The organism is Nonomuraea sp. NPDC050691 (assembly GCF_040654455.1).
Lineage (GTDB): Bacteria > Actinomycetota > Actinomycetes > Streptosporangiales > Streptosporangiaceae > Nonomuraea.
The window spans coordinates 16,543-33,196 of sequence record NZ_JBFAIA010000016.1 but is presented as its reverse complement, the minus strand read 5'-3'; the positions used below and the strand labels follow the sequence as shown (position 1 = coordinate 33,196).

Here is a 16,654-nt window from a genome sequence, read left to right as displayed (position 1 = left end):
CCCATAGCGTGAACCGGACTGAAGGAGGAGCCCGGTTGACGACGACCATTCATCTTCCCCCGCACCGCCTCAGCGCGGCCTCGCAACGGCTTCGCGACGAGGTCCGGAGCTTTCTGGACGCCGAGCTGGAGGCAGGCGCCTTCGTTCCGCGCTGCGACGCATGGATGTCGGTGGCCGATCCGGCCTTCAGCCGCCGGCTGGGCGCACGCGGCTGGATCGGCATGACGCTGCCGAGCGCCTACGGTGGCCATGACCGATCGCCCCTGGATCGGTTCGTGGTGACCGAGGAGTTGCTGGCCGCGGGCGCGCCCGTCGCCGCGCACTGGATCGCCGACCGCCAGACGGCGCCATCGATCCTGCGTCACGGCAGCCACGCGCAGCGGGAGCGCTACCTGCCGGCGATCGCGCGCGGTGAGTGCTACTTCGCCATCGGGATGAGCGAGCCCGACGCGGGCTCCGACCTGGCGTCCGTACGCACCCGCGCCCGGCAGGTCGAAGACGGGTGGGAGATCAGCGGGACGAAGGTGTGGACGACCGGGGCGCACTTCGCCCACGCGATCGTCGTCCTGGCCCGCACGGACGGTTCGCCGGCGGACCGGCATTCGGGGCTGTCACAGTTCATCGTGGACCTGCCGGCACCCGGCGTCGAGGTCCGGCCGATCCGCACCATCGACGGGGAGCACCACTTCAACGAGGTGATCTTCGACGCGGCCGTCGTCGCCGAGGACAGTCTGCTGGGGGAGCGCGGCGCGGGGTGGCGGCAGGTCACCGCCGAACTGGCGCACGAACGATCCGGGCCCGAGCGCTACATGAGCACGGTGCCGCTCCTGCGAGCGTGGGCGGAACAACTGCGAGGGCAGAGCGGCGGAGCGGCGGCGGAGCGGGAGCTGGGCAGGCTCACGGCACGCGCCTGGACCCTGCGCCAGATGTCGCTGTCCGTGGCGGCGGCCCTGGCCGAGGGGCGGCCGCCCGAGATCACCGCCGCGCTGGTGAAGGATCTCGGATCCCGCTTCGAAGGAGACGTGGTGGAGACCGTACGGAGGCTGGAGGACATCGAACCCCGTAAGAACGGACCGGGCCTGGAAGGTCTGCTCGCCGAGGCGATCCTGCACTCCCCGGCGTTCACCCTGCGCGGCGGGAGCAACGAGATCCTCCGCTCGGTGGTGGCGCGCGGACTGGGGGTCCGATGAACGACGATCTGCGCGCGGAGATCCGCGCCGCGGTGACCGCCATCCTGGACGGACAGGGCGAGGACCGTACCGGCCACAAGAGGGTGTGGAAGGAACTGAGCGAGGGAGGATTCCACCTCGTCGGCGTTCCCGAGGCGGCCGGCGGCAGCGGAGGCAGCCTCGGTGAGCTGGCGGTGGTGACGGATGTCGCGGCCTTTCACGCCGCCCCCGTGCCGGTGGTGGAGACTGCCTTCCTCGCTGGTTGGCTGCTGGCCCGCGCAGGGCTGTCCGTGCCCGGGGGCTTGGTCGTCGCCTCACTCGACGAGGCTCGCGGGCACTGGCAGGACGGTGTGCTGAGGCTATCGGGACGCCTCCGCGTGCCATGGGCTCGGCACGCCGGCCATGTCGTCACGATGGTCCGGCATGAGGAGGAGAACGTAGTCGCCGTCATCCCCGTCAATGCCGGGGTGGAGCTGGTAACGGAGGACAACCTGGCCGGCGAGCCACGCGACGTGCTGGTCCTGGAAGGAGCGGCGGCAGACGCGTCCGCCGCCGCGCCGCCCGGCCTGGACACCAGCGCGCTGCTGATGCGGGGCGCGCTGGCCAGGTCCGTCCAGCTCGCGGCGGCAGCCCGCGCGGTGCTGGTCTCCGCCCGCCACTACGTCACCGAACGCGAGCAGTTCGGCCGTCCGCTCGCCCGTTTCCAGGCGGTGCAGCAGCACCTGGCGGCGCTGGCCGCCGAGGTCACCGCGATGCAGGTGAGCGCGGAGGCCGCCGTGGCCGCGGTCGAGCACGAGGACGCGGACGCCGAGGTGGCCGTCGCCGCGGCGAAGGCGACCACCTCGGCCGGCGCCCGACAGGTCGCCGCGATCGGCCATCAGCTGCACGGCGCGCTCGGCTACTCCAGCGAACATCGGCTCGGGGCCGTGACCACGCGGCTGTGGGCCTGGCGCGACGAGTTCGGCAACGAGAGCCACTGGCAGGACCGCCTGGCAGCCGCCCTCCACGACCGCGCCTGGTGGTCGCTGCTGGCAGGAGGCGCCAGATGAGCGGTGCCGTCCGCGGAGTGCGGGTGCTCGACCTCAGCCGGGTCCTGGCCGGGCCGTTGTGCGCGCAGATGCTCGCCGACCACGGCGCGGAGGTGATCAAAGTGGAGGCGCCCGCGGGTGACGAGACCCGCCGGTGGGGCCCGCCGTTCGTCGACGAGGCGGAGACGACCAGCGCCTACTACGAGGGCCTCAACCGCAACAAGGCCAACGTCGTGCTCGATCTGCGCACGCAGCCGGGCCGTGAGGTGCTGCACGATCTCATCGCCCGGGCGGACGTGGTCGTGGAGAACTTCAAGGCCGGGACGATGGAGGGGTGGGGGCTGGGGTACGAGTCCCGGCTGGCGCGGGAATTCCCCGGGCTGGTCTACTGCCGCATCACCGGTTACGGCGTCGACGGCCCTCTCGGAGGTCTTCCCGGCTACGACGCCGTGCTCCAGGCCTACGGCGGGCTGATGAGCCTGAACGGCGAACGCGACGGCGACCCGCTACGCGTGGGGGTGCCCATCGTCGACCTCACCGCGGCGCACCAGGCGTTCGCGGGTGTGCTGCTGGCCTTGCTGGAGCGCGCCGGCAGCGGACGGGGCCAGCTCGTGGACGTGACGCTGTTCGACGCGGTCCTGTCGATCCTGCATCCGCACTCCGCCACCTACCTGCAGTCCGGCGACGTGCCCGAGCGGACCGGGGCCGCGCATCCGACCGTGGCGCCCTACCAAGTGTTCCGCACCGCGGGGGAGGGCCGCCTGTTCGTCGCCGCCGCCAGCGACGCCCAGTTCGTCGCGCTCACCGAGGTGCTCGGCCGCCCGGATCTGGCCGCCGATCGGCGCTTCCGGCGCAACAGGGACCGGGTGAGCCGTCGCGCGGAGTTGCTGGCGGAGCTGGAGCCGCTCTTTCTGCTGCACGATGCCGGCGATCTCGCCGAAGAGCTGGCGGCACGCGGCGTGCCGGCGAGTCCGGTGCACGACATCGACGGCGCGCTGTCCGCGCCGCACACCCGGCACCGCGCCATGGTCGTCCAGGACGGGACGTACCGCGGTATCGGGGTGCCGATCAAGCTGGGCCGGTCGGCGGCGGTGCCGCCGCGTGCCCCCGCGGCGGCAGGGGCCGACACCTGCCGCGTTCTGACCGAGCTGGGCTACGGCCCGGAGCGGATCTCGGCGCTCGGCAGTTCGGGAGCCTTCGGGCCGCACTCACCCTGAGGGTGTCCGGACGCCGTCCAGCACCATGTGGAAGGCCTCCCGCAGGAGGTCGGCGATGCCCTGCCCGGCGTCGGAGGTGATCCACCGCATGAAGACATGCCGGGTGGCCTGCACTACGAGGTAGGCGGGGAGTGAGCGTTCCAGCGGACGCTCGCCCCATCCGATGCGCTTGGCGAGAAATTGCGCCACCGCCTCGGACAGCTCGTCGTCGACCTCCATCCAGCGCAGCCGGTACTGCGGACTGGAGGCCACCACCGCCAGGAACCGGCGCTCGGAGGGGCCGACCACCTCCTCTTCGAGCGCCGACATCCACACCGCGACCAGCACCTCCACGAGATCCCCGTCGGTGGGTGCGTCCTGGAGAGCCTTGATGACCAGCTGCGAGCTGTGGCGGAACAGCGGCCGGACGACGTCCTCCTTCACCGGGAAATGACGGTAGAACGTGCGGGTGGCGATGCCCGCTGCTTCGGCGATGCGCTCGACCGTCGCCGAGGTGTCGCCGTCGGCGACGAAGATCTCCGCCGCCTTGTGAGCGATCGTCATACGGAGCTCTTCGTTACGCCGCTCCGTCAAGCTCTGCCGGCTGTGCTTCGTCATGGGCAACACCTCACAGCCTCCCAGTCTCCCAGAGGCTCGACACCTTCCCGATCCGCATTTCGTATGCGGAAAGCGGATCCAATCTGTTTACACCACTGCAACCGGGACGTAAGCTCACGAGGTGTCAGTTTGTGCCATGTAGGCACAATGTGCAACCGGCGATGTGGCCGGGGAGGCAAAGCATGACCACGGCACAGAGCCATGGCTCGCCCATCACCATGATCGACAGGGTGGCGTCCCTGCTGCAGGTATTCGACGGCCACCCCCGGCTCACCCTGGCGCAGATCGCGCGGCAGGCCGATCTGCCGCGTTCATCGGCGCACCGTATCCTGCAACGGCTGGTGGAGCTCGGCTGGGTGGCACGGGAGGGTTACCAGTACCGCCTGGGCCTGCGCATGTTCGAGCTGGGCAGCAAGGTCGTTCAGCGCGAGCGCCTGCACCAGGCCTGTCTTCCCTTCATGTACGCCCTGCACCGCTCCACCGGCTTGACGGTGCACCTGAGCGCGCTGATGTCGGGCGAAGTGCTGCACCTGGAGCGCATCGGCGACTGGCCGGACAGGGGAGACACCTGGCGCCCCGGAGGCCGCCAGCCCGCCGTGCAGTCAGCCTCGGGCCGCGCCATCCTGGCGCAACTCACCGAAGCCGAGTGGCCGGACCTGATCTTCCCGCCTCCGGCCACCGTGCACGGCGTCCACACCCTCACCCAGCTGCGACGCGACGTGGAGCGCGTGCGCGACCGAGGCGGCGTCGCCCTTGACGTCCAGGGTTGCACCGCGGGGATCACTGCGGTCGCGGCCGCCATCGGCCCATCCGGCAGCGACCTTCGCGCGGCTCTGTCGCTGTGCGGGCCCGCCGCGACGATGCCGGCGCAGGAAGCGGGCGATGCGGTGCGCATCGCCGCCATGGACATCTGGTACGCCGCCTCCGGACTGGCCCGCCGCCCCGGACGGCCCGCGCGTGTCGCCGCGATCACGCGCGCCTGCTGATTCACCCCCCATACCAAGAGACCGGTGACCCATGACCTTGATATCCCCGGACGACCCCACGTACGTGCTGGCCCGCGTGACCGACGTCGACCGCGAGGCCCTCGACGCGGCCATCGACGTCGCCGAGCCGGGCGCCCTGCTGATGGCGCTGATCCACCACACCGGGGACACCCGACTCCTCGACGAGTTCAAGAGCAGACTCGACCAGGAGCGCCGCCGCGCGCACGAGGAGGGACGCCCGCCGGCGATCATGGGGGAGTACCCTGCGGCGGTCGCGGCCGAGGTGCGCGAGCGCGCCCGGCACCTGCTCCACGGGCCGCTGATCCCTCGGATCGCCGTACCGGACGACGCCCTGTTCCGCCGGATGGCGGAGCTGTGCGTGGACGACGCCGTCGGCGACGAGTACATCCCCCATCTGCGCGAGCAGGGCGGCTTCGAGGCCGCCCGCCGGATCGTTCCGACCACCCGCAAGCCGCCGGCCGGCTTCACTGTCGCGATCATCGGCTGTGGCATGATCGGCCTGAACGCCGCGATCAAACTCGGCCAGGCCGGTTTCCGCTACCAGGTGTTCGAAGAACGCGACGACCTAGGCGGAACGTGGTCGCGCAACACCTATCCCGGCGCGGCCGTCGACACGCCGAGCCACTTCTACTCGTACTCGTTCGAGCTCAACCCCGGCTGGTCGAAGTACTACCCGACAGGAACGGAGTACCAGCGCTACCTGCGCCACGTGGCCGACAAATATGGCCTCCACCCGCACATCACCTTCTCGACGAAGGTGCTCGGCTGCCGCTGGCATGAGGACGACCAGGTCTGGGAGGTCACCGTCCGCCACAAGGACGGCTCCGTGCGTACGCACCGGGCCAACGCCGTGGTCACCGCCACGGGCGTGCTCAACGCGGCCGCCATCCCCGACATCGACGGCCTGGACACGTTCGAAGGCGAGACGATGCACACCGCCGAGTGGCGCCATGACGTGGACCTGAGCGGCAAGCGGGTGGTCGTCCTGGGCACCGGCTGCACGTCCGTCCAGGTGGTGGCCGCCATCGCCGAGCAGGTCGAGTCCTTGGACGTCGTCATGCGGCAGCCGCACTGGGTCATCCCCGAGCGTAAGGTCGCCGCCGACGTGCCCGAGGGCATGAGGTGGGCGCTGGAGCACATCCCCTACTTCCACCAGTGGTTCCGCGTCAAGACCTACTGGTGGACCGCCGACAAGGGGTGGCCCATACCCCGCATCGACGAGGAGTGGTACGCCACCCACGTCTCGGCGTCCCCGGCCAACGACATGGTGATGCAGGTCTGCCTGGACCACCTCGACCGGTCGTTCGCCGACCGTCCCGATCTGAAGGAGATGCTGACGCCGGACTTCCCGCCGTTCGCCAAGCGGATCGTCAAGGACCCCGGCTTCTTCGAAGCCGTCAAGCGCGACAACGTGTCGCTGCACCGCGGATCGTTGCGGCAGATCCGCCCGGACGGTGTGGTGACGACGGAGGGCGAGTTCATCGCCGCCGACGTCATCATCTGGGCCACCGGCTTCAAGCTCGAATACCTCGGATTCCTCGACGTCGTCGGCCGCGGCGGCGTCAGACTGTCCGAGGAATGGGCCGACGAGAACCCGAGGGCGTATCTGGGCATCACGGTGCCGGGCTTTCCCAACTTCTTCGTCACGGCAGGTCCGAACGCCGCGCCCAACCACGGCGGCGGCCACAACGTCACCAGTGAGGAGCACGTCCACTACGTCGTGGAGAGCCTGCAGTACCTCATCGAGAACGGCCACACCGCGATGGAGCCGACGCGGGAGGCGACGGAGGACTACAACCGGCGCGTCGATGAAGAACTGGACAAGACCGTCTGGAAGCACGGTGGTACGGCGACCGGGTACTACCGCAACAAGTCCGGACGTGCCTGGGTGGCCTGCCCGTGGCGGCTGGTCGACTACTGGGCGATGCTGCGCGCGCCGGAGCCACGCGACTACGTGTTCACCTCACCGCCCCAAAGCTGATCGTCACGTCAGGGGGTGCGGAGGAGCCCGCACCTCCCAGGCGTGGTCACTCCCCGCGGAACACCGGGGAACGCCGCTCAAGGCTCGCCGCGATCCCCTCGGCGCAGTCCGCGGTCGCCCACAGTCGCGCCTGCTCGGCCAGCTCGTGCTCCAGAGCCTCGGCGACGCGGCGCGAGAGACCGGCCCGCAGCGTCGAGCGGATCGACCTCACCGCCAGCGGGGCCGCCGACGCCAGCTCGCGTGCCCAGGCCAGTGCGTGCTCGCGCTGCCGGCCGGGCTCGGCCAGCCGGTCGGCCAGACCGATCCGATGCGCCTCCTGGCCGCGCACGGGCCGGGCGCTCAGCAGCATGTCGGCCGCCGCCTGCCGGCCGACGATGTCCGGCAGCGTCACACTCAGCCCGAACCCCTGATGGAAGCCCAGCATGGCGAAGTTGGCGACGAACCGGGTGTTCTCATCAGCGACTCGGAAATCGGCCGCGCAGGCCAGCCCCAGACCGCCGCCCACGGCGGCGCCTTGGACCGCGGCGATGATCGGAGTCCGGATCTCGAACAACTGCGCCGCCCGCCGGTACAGGCGCTCCGACACGGCCACCCGGTCGCCGTCGAAACCGCCGCCCGTCCCGAAGTCCGCGCCGGCGCAGAAGTGCTTGCCCTCGGACGCCAGGACGAGGACCCGGCAGCCGGGGCTGTCGTCCCATTCGCGGGCGGCGTCCACGATGCGGCCGATGAGGTGCTCGTCGAAGTAGTTGGCGGGCGGTCGGCGCATCTCCAGGAGCCCGACCCCGTTCTCCACCGTGACCGACAGGTCCGGCCCTGGACAGGGCTCGGTGTCCGCTCGCACGATCGGCCTCCACACCGTCGGGGATGAATGCGTCTCCTACCCTGCCCGACGCCGGTCGCCGCCCCCGCCGAGGTGTCCGCTCAGTGGACGTCCGACACCGGACGACCGGTGATCAAGAGGACAGTCGACACATGAGCTGCCATGAGACTTCCGAGGTCGCCAACCTCATGCACGCCTTCGCCCGCCTGGCCGACAAGGGCACGCCGCAGGACCTCGGCGCCCTGCTCACCGACGACGTGGAGTGGACGATGGCCGGAGCACACTGGCGCGGACGCGAACAGACCCTCGCCGGGCTGAGTCGCATGCGCGAGCTCGGACACGCCGGCCCCGACTCGGGCAACCGACATGTGATCACCAACCTGGAGGTGCACGCCACCGGTGACCGCGCCACGGCGCTGTCCTGTTTTCTGCTCGTGTCAGCCGGCTCGCCGGCGGAGATCGCCGTCGTCGGCTCCTACCGGGACGAGCTCAGGCGCGGCCAGGACGGCCGTTGGCTCCTGGCACGACGTGAGGTGACGACCTGACACCGCTCGCTGGGACACGCAAGCCGTCCACTCACCGGAACACCGTCCCGCAACGGCGTCGCCCCCGTCCTAGCGTCGTGTCGCCAGCCCGTAAGCGATGCGCTCACCGCAGGGGAGAGCAATGACAGCCGCCGACCACACCGACCCTCGCCTCGGTAAGGCCCTCGACCGCGCACTGGATCTGGGCGAGATCGGTATCGCCGTCGCCGCCTACCACCGAGGCGAGCTGGTCGTCGACGCCGTCGCCGGAGTCACCGACGTCACCACCGGCGCACCTGTCGACGAGCGCACCCTGTTCCCGGTGTTCTCCGTGACCAAGGGCGTCACCGCGACCGCGCTCCATCTGCAGGCCGAGCGCGGGCTGGTCGACCTGCGGGCGCCGATCGCCCGGTACTGGCCGGAGTTCGCCGCGGGCGGCAAGCAGTCCATCACGGTCGAGCAGGCCCTGTCGCACCGGGCGGGCATCCCGCAGATGCCGGAAGGCGTCACCCCGGAGTTGCTGGCCGACTGGGAGTGGATGACGGACCGGATCGCCGGCTTCACCCCGCTGTACGAGCCGGGCACGACCAGCGCCTACCACGTCCTGGTCTGGGGGTGGATCGTCGGCGAGGTCGTGCGCCGCACAGATCCGGCGCACCGTCCCTTCGACGTCTTCGTCACCGAGGAGATCTGCGCGCCGCTCGGCGTCACCGACTTCCACCTAGGCGTCTGCGATGACGACCTCTCACGGGTGGCCACCCTGTACGGAGGCAACGCGTTCGCGATCTCCGACGAGCACGGCATCAGTCCCCAGGCCGTCTTCCCCGGCTCCGACGTGCACAACCAGCCGGTCATGCGACAGGCCGTGGATCCGGGAGCGGGCGCGATCGCCACCGCGGGCTCGGTGGCCAGGATCTTCGCGATGCTGGCCGAAGGCGGGCGACTGGACGGCGTCCGGCTGCTGTCGCCCGACCGGGTCGCGACGTTCACCCGTCCACGCACGGACGCGCACGCCCCCGACCAGGTGCTGACCATCCCGGTGTGGTTCGGCGCCAACGGGTTCTGGCTCGGCGGCGAGCCGGGGGCCTCCGACCCGCTCGTGGGGGACCATCGCTCCGTCATCTACAGCCCCGGCGCGGGAGGCTCCCTCGCCTGGGCCGATTTGCGCGACCGGATCGCGGTCGCGATCTGCCACAACAACATGGACGCCCCGGTGAGCGCGGGACCCGGCAGCACCTTCGAGCCCGTGGTGCGCGCCATCCGCGAGATCGTCGCCGAGCGTGAGGGGAGCATGAGATGAGTACGCCACGGGAGCTGTTCGGCGGCGGCGTCGCGGTCATCACCGGGGCCGGTGCGGGCATCGGCGCCGGCCTGGCCCGGTACGCGGCCCGTGAGCTCGGCATGACGGTCGTGCTCGCCGACGTCGACGCCGCCGCGATCGCCGCTGTGCGGGCCGAACTGGAGCAGGACGGCGCCCGCACCCTCGACGTCGTCTGCGACGTGCGGGATCCCGACGCCGTCGAGCGCCTGGCTGCGACCGCCCTCCGAGACGCCGGTCCCGTCAGGCTCCTGGTGAACAACGCCGGCGTCGAACAGTTCGGCTACCTGTGGGACACCCCCGTCGCCAACTGGGAGCGCCTTCTGGCGATCAACGTCAGCGGCGTCTTTCACGGCATCAGGGCGTTCCTGCCGCGCATGATGGCCGAGCCCGGCCGCTCGTGGGTGTGGAACCTGTCGTCCATCGGCGGGGTCAGCGCCAGCCCACTGCAGGCGCCGTACATCATGAGCAAGCACGCCGTCCTGGCGCTCACCGAATGCCTGCGCCAGGAGGTCGAGCTCGCCGGACACGGGCATCACGTCCACGTCCAAGCGGTGCTTCCCGGGGCCGTGGCCTCGAACATCTTCGAGTCCGCCGGCGCCGTCGAAGACGGGGACGTCGCCGCCGCAGAAGACCACCGCGCCGCCATGCTGCAGATCAAAGCCCAGGCGATGGACCCTCTCGACGCCGCCCGCGCATTCTTCGACCAGGCCGCGGCCGACGAGTTCTACCTGCTGTCACAGCCCTTCGTCGCCGACGCCATGGCGGCACGGGCCGACATCCTCGTCCACCGCCGCGCCCCGCGACTGCCGCAGGGCGAGTTCTCCGTCCCCGCCTCCTGAAGCCCGCCCATGCCGCTGACACCCGACCTCGACCCGGACGCCGCCGCGATCGCCGCGGCCATGGCCGGCCTGCCACCCATGCGCGAGCGCGGCCTCGACGCGATCCGCCACGCCATGGAAGCGATGCCACTTCCCGCGGATCTGCCCGTCATGGCCGCCACCCAGGACCATCTGATCCAAGGGCCGTGGGGCGAGATCCCGCTGCGCGTCCACCGTCCGACCCTCGACGAGCGCGCGCCGGTGCTGGTCTACTTCCACGGCGGCGGCATGTGCCTGGGCTCCAACCACTCCTTCGAGCCGCTGGCCAGGCACCTCGCCCACCACAGCGGCGCCACGGTGGTGTCGGTCGGATACCACCTCGCCCCGGAGTCGCCACCCCCCGCCCAGTTCGACGACGCCTACACCGCCACCGTCTGGACCGCCGAACACGCCGGCGACCTGCACATCGACCCGGACCGGCTCGTCGTCATCGGCGACAGCGCGGGCGGCACCCTCGCGGCAGCGGTCGCCCTGGCCGCGCGGGACCGGGGCGGGCCGGCGATCAGTTGTCAGGTGCTCGCCTATCCCGGCATCGACCGGGACCTGGCCGCCCGGTCGATGACCGACCACGCGCAGGCGCCGATCCTGAGCCGTGACGACGTCCTGTTCCTGAACGAGAACGCCGACGCCGGGCAGGGCCACCCGGACAGTCCCTACCGCATCCCCGCCTACGCCGCCGACCTGAGCGGGCTGCCGCCGGCCATCGTGGTGACGGCCGAATGCGACCCGATCAGGGACTGGGGCGAGCGCTACGCCCGCCGGCTGCGGGAGGCCGGCGTCCAGACCACCCACACCCGCTACCCCGGCACCTACCACGGCTTCCTCGCCCAGTCGGACCATCTCGCCCGAGGCCGGCTCGCCGTCGCCGAGATCGGCGCGCTGCTGCGCGCCAAGTTCGCCCACCCGCTGCCTTTCTGATCTCAGGAGAATCCGTGGCCGACACCGCCGTCGATCCGTTCGCCGACGCCCGCGTCCACACCGCACACCGGCTGTCGAGCGGCTACACCTGGGCCGAATGCCCCCGCTGGCACGACGGTGCGCTGTGGTTCAGCGACATGTACGCGCACCGCATCGTCCGACTGGACGACGACGGCACCCCGCACACCGTGCTGGACCTGTCACAGCGCACGTCCGTCAACGGCGCCGAGGCCATCCCGGGCGGGTTCGGCTGGCTGCCCGACGGCAGGCTGATCGTCACCTCGATGCACGAGCGGCTCGTCCTGGCCTTCGACGGCGAGCAGGTCACCGTCCACGCCGACCTGCGGGAACTGGCGAGCGGGCCGATCAACGACGTGGTCGTGGACGGCGACGGCCGCGCCTATGTCACCCAGCTCGGCTTCGAACTGTTCCAGGGGGAGGAGCCGCGCGACTCGCCGCTGCTGGTCGTGGAGCCCGCCGGCACCGTACACGCCCTGACCGGGCTGGGCGGCATGTCCGGCGCGAACGGCATCGCGATCACCGCGGACGGCAGCCGCGTGCTGACCGCCGAGGCGTTCGCCAACCGCATCACCGTGCTGGACCGCGACGCCGACGGCCGCTTGGACAACCGGCGTGTCTTCGCCGTCACGCCTTCGCTGCCGGACGGCATCTGCCTGGACGACGACGGCGGTGTCTGGGCAGGAATGCCAGGAGTGTCCGTGGCCCGTTTCGTCGAAGGCGGCGCCATCACCGACGTGGTGCCCTTCGACGCAGCCGAGGCCCTGCCACCCGCCTGCGTGCTCGGCGGCGCGGACCGGCGCACCCTCTACATCTGTGCCGGGCTGGACGTCATGGACTGGGAGGAGTCCCGGCGCAACCGCCGCGGAACCATCTGGCAGCTCCCGGTCCAGGTGAGCGGCGGAGCCAACCGCCCATGACCGACAAGGGATCCCCTATGGACCTGCTTTCCTTCCACGACCGCGTCGTGATCGTCACCGGCGCAGGACGCGGCATCGGCCGGGCACATGCCCTGCTGCTGGCCGCCCGCGGCGCGGGCGTCGTCGTCGCCGACCTCGGCGCCAGCGTGGACGGCTCCGGCGTCGAGGACGACGACCCGGCCGCCGACGTCGCCGCCGAGATCCGCGCCGCCGGCGGGCGGGCCGTCGCCTGCCGCGCCGACGTCGCCACCGAGAGCGGCGCCGCCACCGTGGTCGAAGCCGCCCTGGCCGAGTACGGCCGGCTGGACGCGGTGGTGAACAACGCAGGGATCGTCCGGACCGGGCACTTCGACGAGATCCCGATCGAGGAGTACCAGCGCCACCTCGACGTGCACTTCTTCGGCTCGCTGCACGTCTGCCGCGCCGCCTGGCCGCACCTGATCGCCTCCGGCACCGGCCGGGTGGTCAACACGGTCTCGGCCGCGATGCTGGGCAACCCGCTGATGACGCACTACGGCAGCTCCAAGGGGGCCGTCTTCGCCCTCACCCGCAACCTCGCCATCGAGGGCGCCCCACACGGTGTGCTGGTCAACGCCCTGGCGCCCGGAGCCGGCACCCGTATGGCCGAGAACTCGGCCGACTCGCTGTCCCCCGACGTCATGCAGTACCTGCGCACCCAGCTTCTGCCCGAGCACGTGGCCCCGGTGGCCGCGTACCTCACCCACCCCTCCTGCCGGGTGAGCGGCGAGGTCTTCAACGCCGCGGGCGGTACGGTCAACCGGCTCGCCGTCGTCACCACCCAGGGCATCCACGAGCCTGACCTGACCATCGAGACGGTGGCCGAACGGTTCGACGACATCATGGCCCTCACCCCCGAGGCGCGGCCGGAGACCGTCACCGCGGCACAGCCCCATTCCGCCTGAACTCCGACGGAGAGATGATGACCACCCACATCGAGTTCCCCTTCGCGCCCCGGCCCCCGGCCGAGGCCGTGGAACATTTGCGGCTCCTCATGGCCGACCGCCCCATGACCAAGGTCACCATGCCCTACGGCGGCGACGTCTGGATCGTGCACCGAAACCGGGCGGCCCGGCAGATCCTCAGCGATCGGCGCTTCGTCCGGGAGCCGTTCCGCACCGGGGAGCGGGAGGTGCCGTTCTTCGTGCCGTTCCCCGACTTCCTGCGCACGACGCTGCAGTTCGAGGATCCGCCTCAGCACACCAGGCTGCGCAAGCTGGTGCAGAAGGCGATCTCGCCGCGGCGCGTGCGCGACATGCGCGACTCGGCGGTCGCCTTCGCCAACGAGCTGATCGACGGCATGATCGCCCGGGGCGGCGTGCGCAACCTCGTCGAGGAGTACGCGGTACCGCTGCCCATCGAGATGCTCAGCTCGCTGCTGGGCGTGCCCTCGTCGGATCGGGAGAAGTTCGAGCGCTGGAGTTCCTCCACCCTGTCGGTGGCAGGGAGATCCGAGGAGGAGATCGCCGCCGACATGAGCGAGCTGGCCGCGTACATGACCGACCTGATCGGGAAGCGGCGGGCGGAGCCCCGGGACGACCTGCTCAGCTCCTTGGCCCACGCCCACGAACGCGACGAGACGCTCACCGACGCCGAGATCCTGCCCATCGCGTTCCTGCTCATCGTCGGGGGCTTCGACAACACCGCCAACTTCCTGACCACCGGCGTGCTGTCGCTGCTGCGCTCCGACGAGCAGCGGGAGCTGTTCCTGACCGACCCCGACGCCCTGGCACCCACGGCCGCCGAGGAAGTGCTTCGACATGGCGCGTTCATGATGGGCGGCCCGGTCGGGGGAGGGGGCGGCCTGGTGCCGTTCGTCGCGACGGAGGACGTGGTCATCGACGGACAGCTGATCGCCGCCGGGGAAGCCGTCAGCCTGGACCCGGGCGGCGCCAACCACGACCCCGACGTCGTGCCGGATCCGGGCCGCTTCGACATCACCAGGACCGACAACCCGCACCTGATGCTCAGCTACGGCATGCACCACTGCCTCGGCGCGCCGCTGGCCCGCATGGAGCTGCAGGTGGGCATGGCCGAGATCTTCAAGCGGCTGCCGCGGCTGCGGCTGGCGGGCGAGCCCGTGGTCCGCCACGACGTGCTGACCCAGCCGATGACCGACCTGCCCGTCACCTGGTGAACGCAAGGAACAGCGCATTGCCGAAAGTGTTCTACACCCAGCCCGACGGCCGCCAGGAAGTGATCGAAGCGGCCGCCGGTGACTCGGTCATGCAGACCGCGGTCCGCAACGGCGTCTCCGGCATCGTCGGCCAGTGCGGCGGCTCGCTGTCGTGCGCGACCTGCCACGTCTTCGTGGCCGAGGAGAACGCGGGCGACTTTCCCCCCGCCGGCGACGACGAGGACGAGATGCTCGACTGCGCCGCCACCGAACGCCAGGACAACTCCCGCCTGTCCTGCCAGCTCGTCCTGCGCGAGGGCCAGGAGGTCCACGTGACCATCCCGGAAGCCCAGCTGTGAACCTGCTCATCGTGGGCGCCGGCCAGGCCGGTGTGCAGATCGCCGGCAGCGCCCGGGACCTGGGCTGGGAGGGCCCCATCACCCTCGTCGGCCAGGAGCCGCACGCCCCCTACGCCCGGCCCCCGCTGTCGAAGGCGTTCCTCAAAGGCGAGGCATCGCTCTCATCCCTCGCCCTGCGCAGCGCCGCCTTCTACGCCCAGCAGCGCATCGATCTGGTGCCGGACGAGCACATCGGCCGGATCGAGCTCACCGGCGGCGGAGCCGGCACGGCCTTCTCCGCAGCCGGCCGCCGCTGGAGATTCGACCGTCTCGTCCTGGCCACCGGCGCGCGCCCGCGTCGCCTGCCGATCGAGGGCGCCGACCTGGACGGCGTCCTGGCACTCCGCGACATCCGCGACGCGCAGGCTCTCGCGCGCCGCCTGGCCGGCGCCACCGCCCTGGTCGTCATCGGCGGCGGCTTCGTCGGCTTGGAGGTGGCCGCCACCGCCGCGGCGGCGGGCGTGCCCACGACGGTCGTCGAAGCCGCACCCGCGCTGATGAACCGCGTCGTCAGCACGGCTACCGCCGACATCATCGCGACCGCGCACCGCGCTGCCGGCGTGCAGATCCGCACGGGACAGCGCCCCCTCCGCCTGCGCGGCACGGACGGCGCGGTCGTCGCGGTCGAACTGGACGACGGCGACGAACTGCCCGCAGACCTGGTCCTGGTCGGCGTGGGGGCCCAGCCTCGCGACGAGCTGGCCCGAGCCGCCGGATTGCACTGCGACAACGGCATCGTCGTGGACGCCCGATCCCTGGCCTCCGACGGCCACACCGTCGCCATAGGCGACTGCGCGAACCTGCCCGACCCGTCCCCTTGGTCGGACGACTCTCCACGGCTGCGGCTGGAAAGCGTCGACAACGCCGTCGAGCAGGCCACCTCGGCCGCCGCCACGCTGGTCGGCCTGGACCGCCCCTACCGCAGCCTCCCATGGTTCTGGTCCGACCAAGGAGGCCTCAAGCTGCAGATCGCCGGACTGGCCCGTCCGGACGACGAGGTCCTGATCCGCCCGGGCCGGCGCCCAGGTCAACACACGGCGCTGCGCTACCGGGGCCCGCGGCTGGTCGCCGCCGAATGCGTCAACAGCCCCGCCGACTTCCTCGCGGTACGCCGGGCCCTCGGCGAGGGCGTCACCCTGCCGCGGACGACGGCCACGGACACCGGTCTGTCGCTGAAAGAACACCTCGCCACCGCACAGTCCGCCGACATCAAGGAGTCACGATGCCCATGACAGGCCAGTACGAACCGAGCCGCGCCGACTGGGTGGCCCAGCAGGTCGAGCTCTACGAACGCACCGGCGGGGCGGAGGGCGGAACCTTGCAGGGCCGCCCCGTCGTCATCCTCACGACCAGAGGCGCGAAATCGGGGAAGATCCGCAAGACACCGCTGATGCGGGTCACCGACGGCACTCGCTACGCCGTCGTCGCCTCCCAGGGCGGTGCGCCCACGAACCCCTTCTGGTTCCACAACATCATGGCCGACCCGCATGTCTCCCTGCGGGACGGCACAGTGGTCCGTGACTACGTCGCGCGCCGCGTCGAAGGCGAGGAACGCAGGAAGTGGTGGGCCATGGCCGTCGAGACCTGGCCCGACTACGAGGAGTACCGCAAGCGGACCGACCGCGACATCCCCGTCTTCGTCCTTGAGCCCTCCTCCTGACGGGCGTCCTCCGTGAGCTTGGGCCCACTGGACCCTTGCGGCGGCGCTCCTGGCGTTGCGCGCG

The 16,654-nt window shown here is 71.2% G+C and carries 17 protein-coding genes; 15 read left to right on the top strand and 2 right to left on the bottom strand.

What is annotated here, in order from left to right; all coding sequences use genetic code 11:
* The first annotated feature begins 35 nt into the window (after positions 1 to 35).
* From AB0H81_RS09780 to AB0H81_RS09770, 3 genes are read left to right on the top strand one after another with little or no spacing between them, the layout of a single operon-like run.
* Complete coding sequence (locus tag AB0H81_RS09780) at positions 36 to 1,190, top strand: acyl-CoA dehydrogenase family protein (protein ID WP_358371721.1); 1,155 nt, start codon at positions 36 to 38, stop codon at positions 1,188 to 1,190.
* Positions 1,187 to 2,218, top strand: coding sequence for an acyl-CoA dehydrogenase family protein (locus tag AB0H81_RS09775; RefSeq protein WP_358371718.1), 1,032 nt, complete (start codon positions 1,187 to 1,189; stop codon positions 2,216 to 2,218). The genes AB0H81_RS09780 and AB0H81_RS09775 overlap by 4 nt, the downstream gene beginning before the upstream one ends.
* Positions 2,215 to 3,414: a CoA transferase gene (locus AB0H81_RS09770; protein ID WP_358371715.1), complete on the top strand. Its 1,200-nt coding sequence runs from the start codon at positions 2,215 to 2,217 to the stop codon at positions 3,412 to 3,414. Before AB0H81_RS09775 ends, AB0H81_RS09770 begins: the two co-directional genes overlap by 4 nt.
* On the opposite strand, the gene AB0H81_RS09765 is transcribed toward AB0H81_RS09770, so the two are convergent.
* Positions 3,406 to 3,957 carry a TetR/AcrR family transcriptional regulator gene (locus AB0H81_RS09765; RefSeq protein ID WP_358371712.1) on the bottom strand — a complete coding sequence of 184 codons (552 nt, stop codon included), beginning with the start codon at positions 3,955 to 3,957 and terminating at the stop codon, positions 3,406 to 3,408. The genes AB0H81_RS09770 and AB0H81_RS09765 overlap by 9 nt on opposite strands.
* 236 nt (positions 3,958 to 4,193) lie before the next feature.
* Between AB0H81_RS09765 and AB0H81_RS09760 the strand changes: the two genes are divergently transcribed.
* Together AB0H81_RS09760 and AB0H81_RS09755 are read left to right on the top strand one after the other, a co-directional pair.
* Complete coding sequence (locus AB0H81_RS09760) at positions 4,194 to 4,997, top strand: IclR family transcriptional regulator (protein WP_358371709.1); 804 nt, start codon at positions 4,194 to 4,196, stop codon at positions 4,995 to 4,997.
* A 31-nt stretch (positions 4,998 to 5,028) separates the two neighbouring features.
* The gene (locus tag AB0H81_RS09755) at positions 5,029 to 6,999 is read left to right on the top strand and encodes an NAD(P)-binding domain-containing protein (protein WP_358371707.1); all 1,971 of its coding nucleotides are present in this window, start codon (positions 5,029 to 5,031) and stop codon (positions 6,997 to 6,999) included.
* A gap of 46 nt (positions 7,000 to 7,045) precedes the next feature.
* Here the strand turns inward: AB0H81_RS09755 and AB0H81_RS09750 are convergent, their stop codons facing one another.
* Positions 7,046 to 7,840 carry an enoyl-CoA hydratase/isomerase family protein gene (locus AB0H81_RS09750; protein ID WP_358371704.1) on the bottom strand — a complete coding sequence of 265 codons (795 nt, stop codon included), beginning with the start codon at positions 7,838 to 7,840 and terminating at the stop codon, positions 7,046 to 7,048.
* 131 nt (positions 7,841 to 7,971) lie between these two features.
* On the opposite strand from AB0H81_RS09750, the gene AB0H81_RS09745 reads away from it, so the two are divergent.
* From AB0H81_RS09745 to AB0H81_RS09700, 10 genes are all read left to right on the top strand, one after another.
* Complete coding sequence (locus tag AB0H81_RS09745; protein ID WP_358371702.1) at positions 7,972 to 8,364, top strand: nuclear transport factor 2 family protein; 393 nt, start codon at positions 7,972 to 7,974, stop codon at positions 8,362 to 8,364.
* 121 nt (positions 8,365 to 8,485) lie between these two features.
* On the top strand, positions 8,486 to 9,643 hold the full coding sequence (locus AB0H81_RS09740) for a serine hydrolase domain-containing protein (RefSeq protein ID WP_358371699.1): 1,158 nt from the start codon (positions 8,486 to 8,488) through the stop codon (positions 9,641 to 9,643).
* On the top strand, positions 9,640 to 10,503 hold the full coding sequence (locus AB0H81_RS09735; protein WP_358371696.1) for an SDR family NAD(P)-dependent oxidoreductase: 864 nt from the start codon (positions 9,640 to 9,642) through the stop codon (positions 10,501 to 10,503). The genes AB0H81_RS09740 and AB0H81_RS09735 overlap by 4 nt, the downstream gene beginning before the upstream one ends.
* Positions 10,504 to 10,512: 9 nt before the next feature.
* Positions 10,513 to 11,460: an alpha/beta hydrolase gene (locus AB0H81_RS09730; RefSeq protein ID WP_358371694.1), complete on the top strand. Its 948-nt coding sequence runs from the start codon at positions 10,513 to 10,515 to the stop codon at positions 11,458 to 11,460.
* A 14-nt stretch (positions 11,461 to 11,474) separates the two neighbouring features.
* Complete coding sequence (locus AB0H81_RS09725) at positions 11,475 to 12,398, top strand: SMP-30/gluconolactonase/LRE family protein (protein ID WP_358371692.1); 924 nt, start codon at positions 11,475 to 11,477, stop codon at positions 12,396 to 12,398.
* A gap of 17 nt (positions 12,399 to 12,415) precedes the next feature.
* Positions 12,416 to 13,321 (top strand): SDR family NAD(P)-dependent oxidoreductase, encoded by a 906-nt coding sequence (locus tag AB0H81_RS09720; protein WP_358371689.1) that lies wholly within the window; start codon positions 12,416 to 12,418, stop codon positions 13,319 to 13,321.
* 14 nt (positions 13,322 to 13,335) lie between these two features.
* Complete coding sequence (locus tag AB0H81_RS09715) at positions 13,336 to 14,553, top strand: cytochrome P450 (RefSeq protein ID WP_358371686.1); 1,218 nt, start codon at positions 13,336 to 13,338, stop codon at positions 14,551 to 14,553.
* Between the two features lie 26 nt (positions 14,554 to 14,579).
* Positions 14,580 to 14,891 (top strand): 2Fe-2S iron-sulfur cluster-binding protein, encoded by a 312-nt coding sequence (locus AB0H81_RS09710; protein ID WP_358371911.1) that lies wholly within the window; start codon positions 14,580 to 14,582, stop codon positions 14,889 to 14,891.
* A complete protein-coding gene (locus AB0H81_RS09705) occupies positions 14,888 to 16,162 on the top strand; it encodes an FAD-dependent oxidoreductase (RefSeq protein WP_358371683.1) in 1,275 nt (424 codons plus the stop codon). Before AB0H81_RS09710 ends, AB0H81_RS09705 begins: the two co-directional genes overlap by 4 nt.
* Positions 16,153 to 16,590, top strand: a complete 438-nt coding sequence (locus AB0H81_RS09700) for a nitroreductase family deazaflavin-dependent oxidoreductase (protein ID WP_358371680.1) — start codon at positions 16,153 to 16,155, stop codon at positions 16,588 to 16,590. Before AB0H81_RS09705 ends, AB0H81_RS09700 begins: the two co-directional genes overlap by 10 nt.
* The last annotated feature ends 64 nt before the right edge of the window (positions 16,591 to 16,654 follow it).

Bases quoted from the DNA above. Each gene is read 5' to 3' on its own strand.
- AB0H81_RS09760 (WP_358371709.1), top strand. From the start codon at position 4,194: ATGACCACGGCACAGAGCCATGGCTCGCCCATCACCATGATCGACAGG.
- AB0H81_RS09740 (WP_358371699.1), top strand. From the start codon at position 8,486: ATGACAGCCGCCGACCACACCGACCCTCGCCTCGGTAAGGCCCTCGAC.
- AB0H81_RS09775 (WP_358371718.1), top strand. From the start codon at position 1,187: ATGAACGACGATCTGCGCGCGGAGATCCGCGCCGCGGTGACCGCCATC.
- AB0H81_RS09730 (WP_358371694.1), top strand. From the start codon at position 10,513: ATGCCGCTGACACCCGACCTCGACCCGGACGCCGCCGCGATCGCCGCG.
- AB0H81_RS09735 (WP_358371696.1), top strand. From the start codon at position 9,640: ATGAGTACGCCACGGGAGCTGTTCGGCGGCGGCGTCGCGGTCATCACC.
- AB0H81_RS09765 (WP_358371712.1), bottom strand. From the start codon at position 3,957: ATGACGATCGCTCACAAGGCGGCGGAGATCTTCGTCGCCGACGGCGAC.
- AB0H81_RS09720 (WP_358371689.1), top strand. From the start codon at position 12,416: ATGGACCTGCTTTCCTTCCACGACCGCGTCGTGATCGTCACCGGCGCA.
- AB0H81_RS09770 (WP_358371715.1), top strand. From the start codon at position 2,215: ATGAGCGGTGCCGTCCGCGGAGTGCGGGTGCTCGACCTCAGCCGGGTC.
- AB0H81_RS09745 (WP_358371702.1), top strand. From the start codon at position 7,972: ATGAGCTGCCATGAGACTTCCGAGGTCGCCAACCTCATGCACGCCTTC.
- AB0H81_RS09755 (WP_358371707.1), top strand. From the start codon at position 5,029: ATGACCTTGATATCCCCGGACGACCCCACGTACGTGCTGGCCCGCGTG.
- AB0H81_RS09715 (WP_358371686.1), top strand. From the start codon at position 13,336: ATGATGACCACCCACATCGAGTTCCCCTTCGCGCCCCGGCCCCCGGCC.
- AB0H81_RS09700 (WP_358371680.1), top strand. From the start codon at position 16,153: ATGCCCATGACAGGCCAGTACGAACCGAGCCGCGCCGACTGGGTGGCC.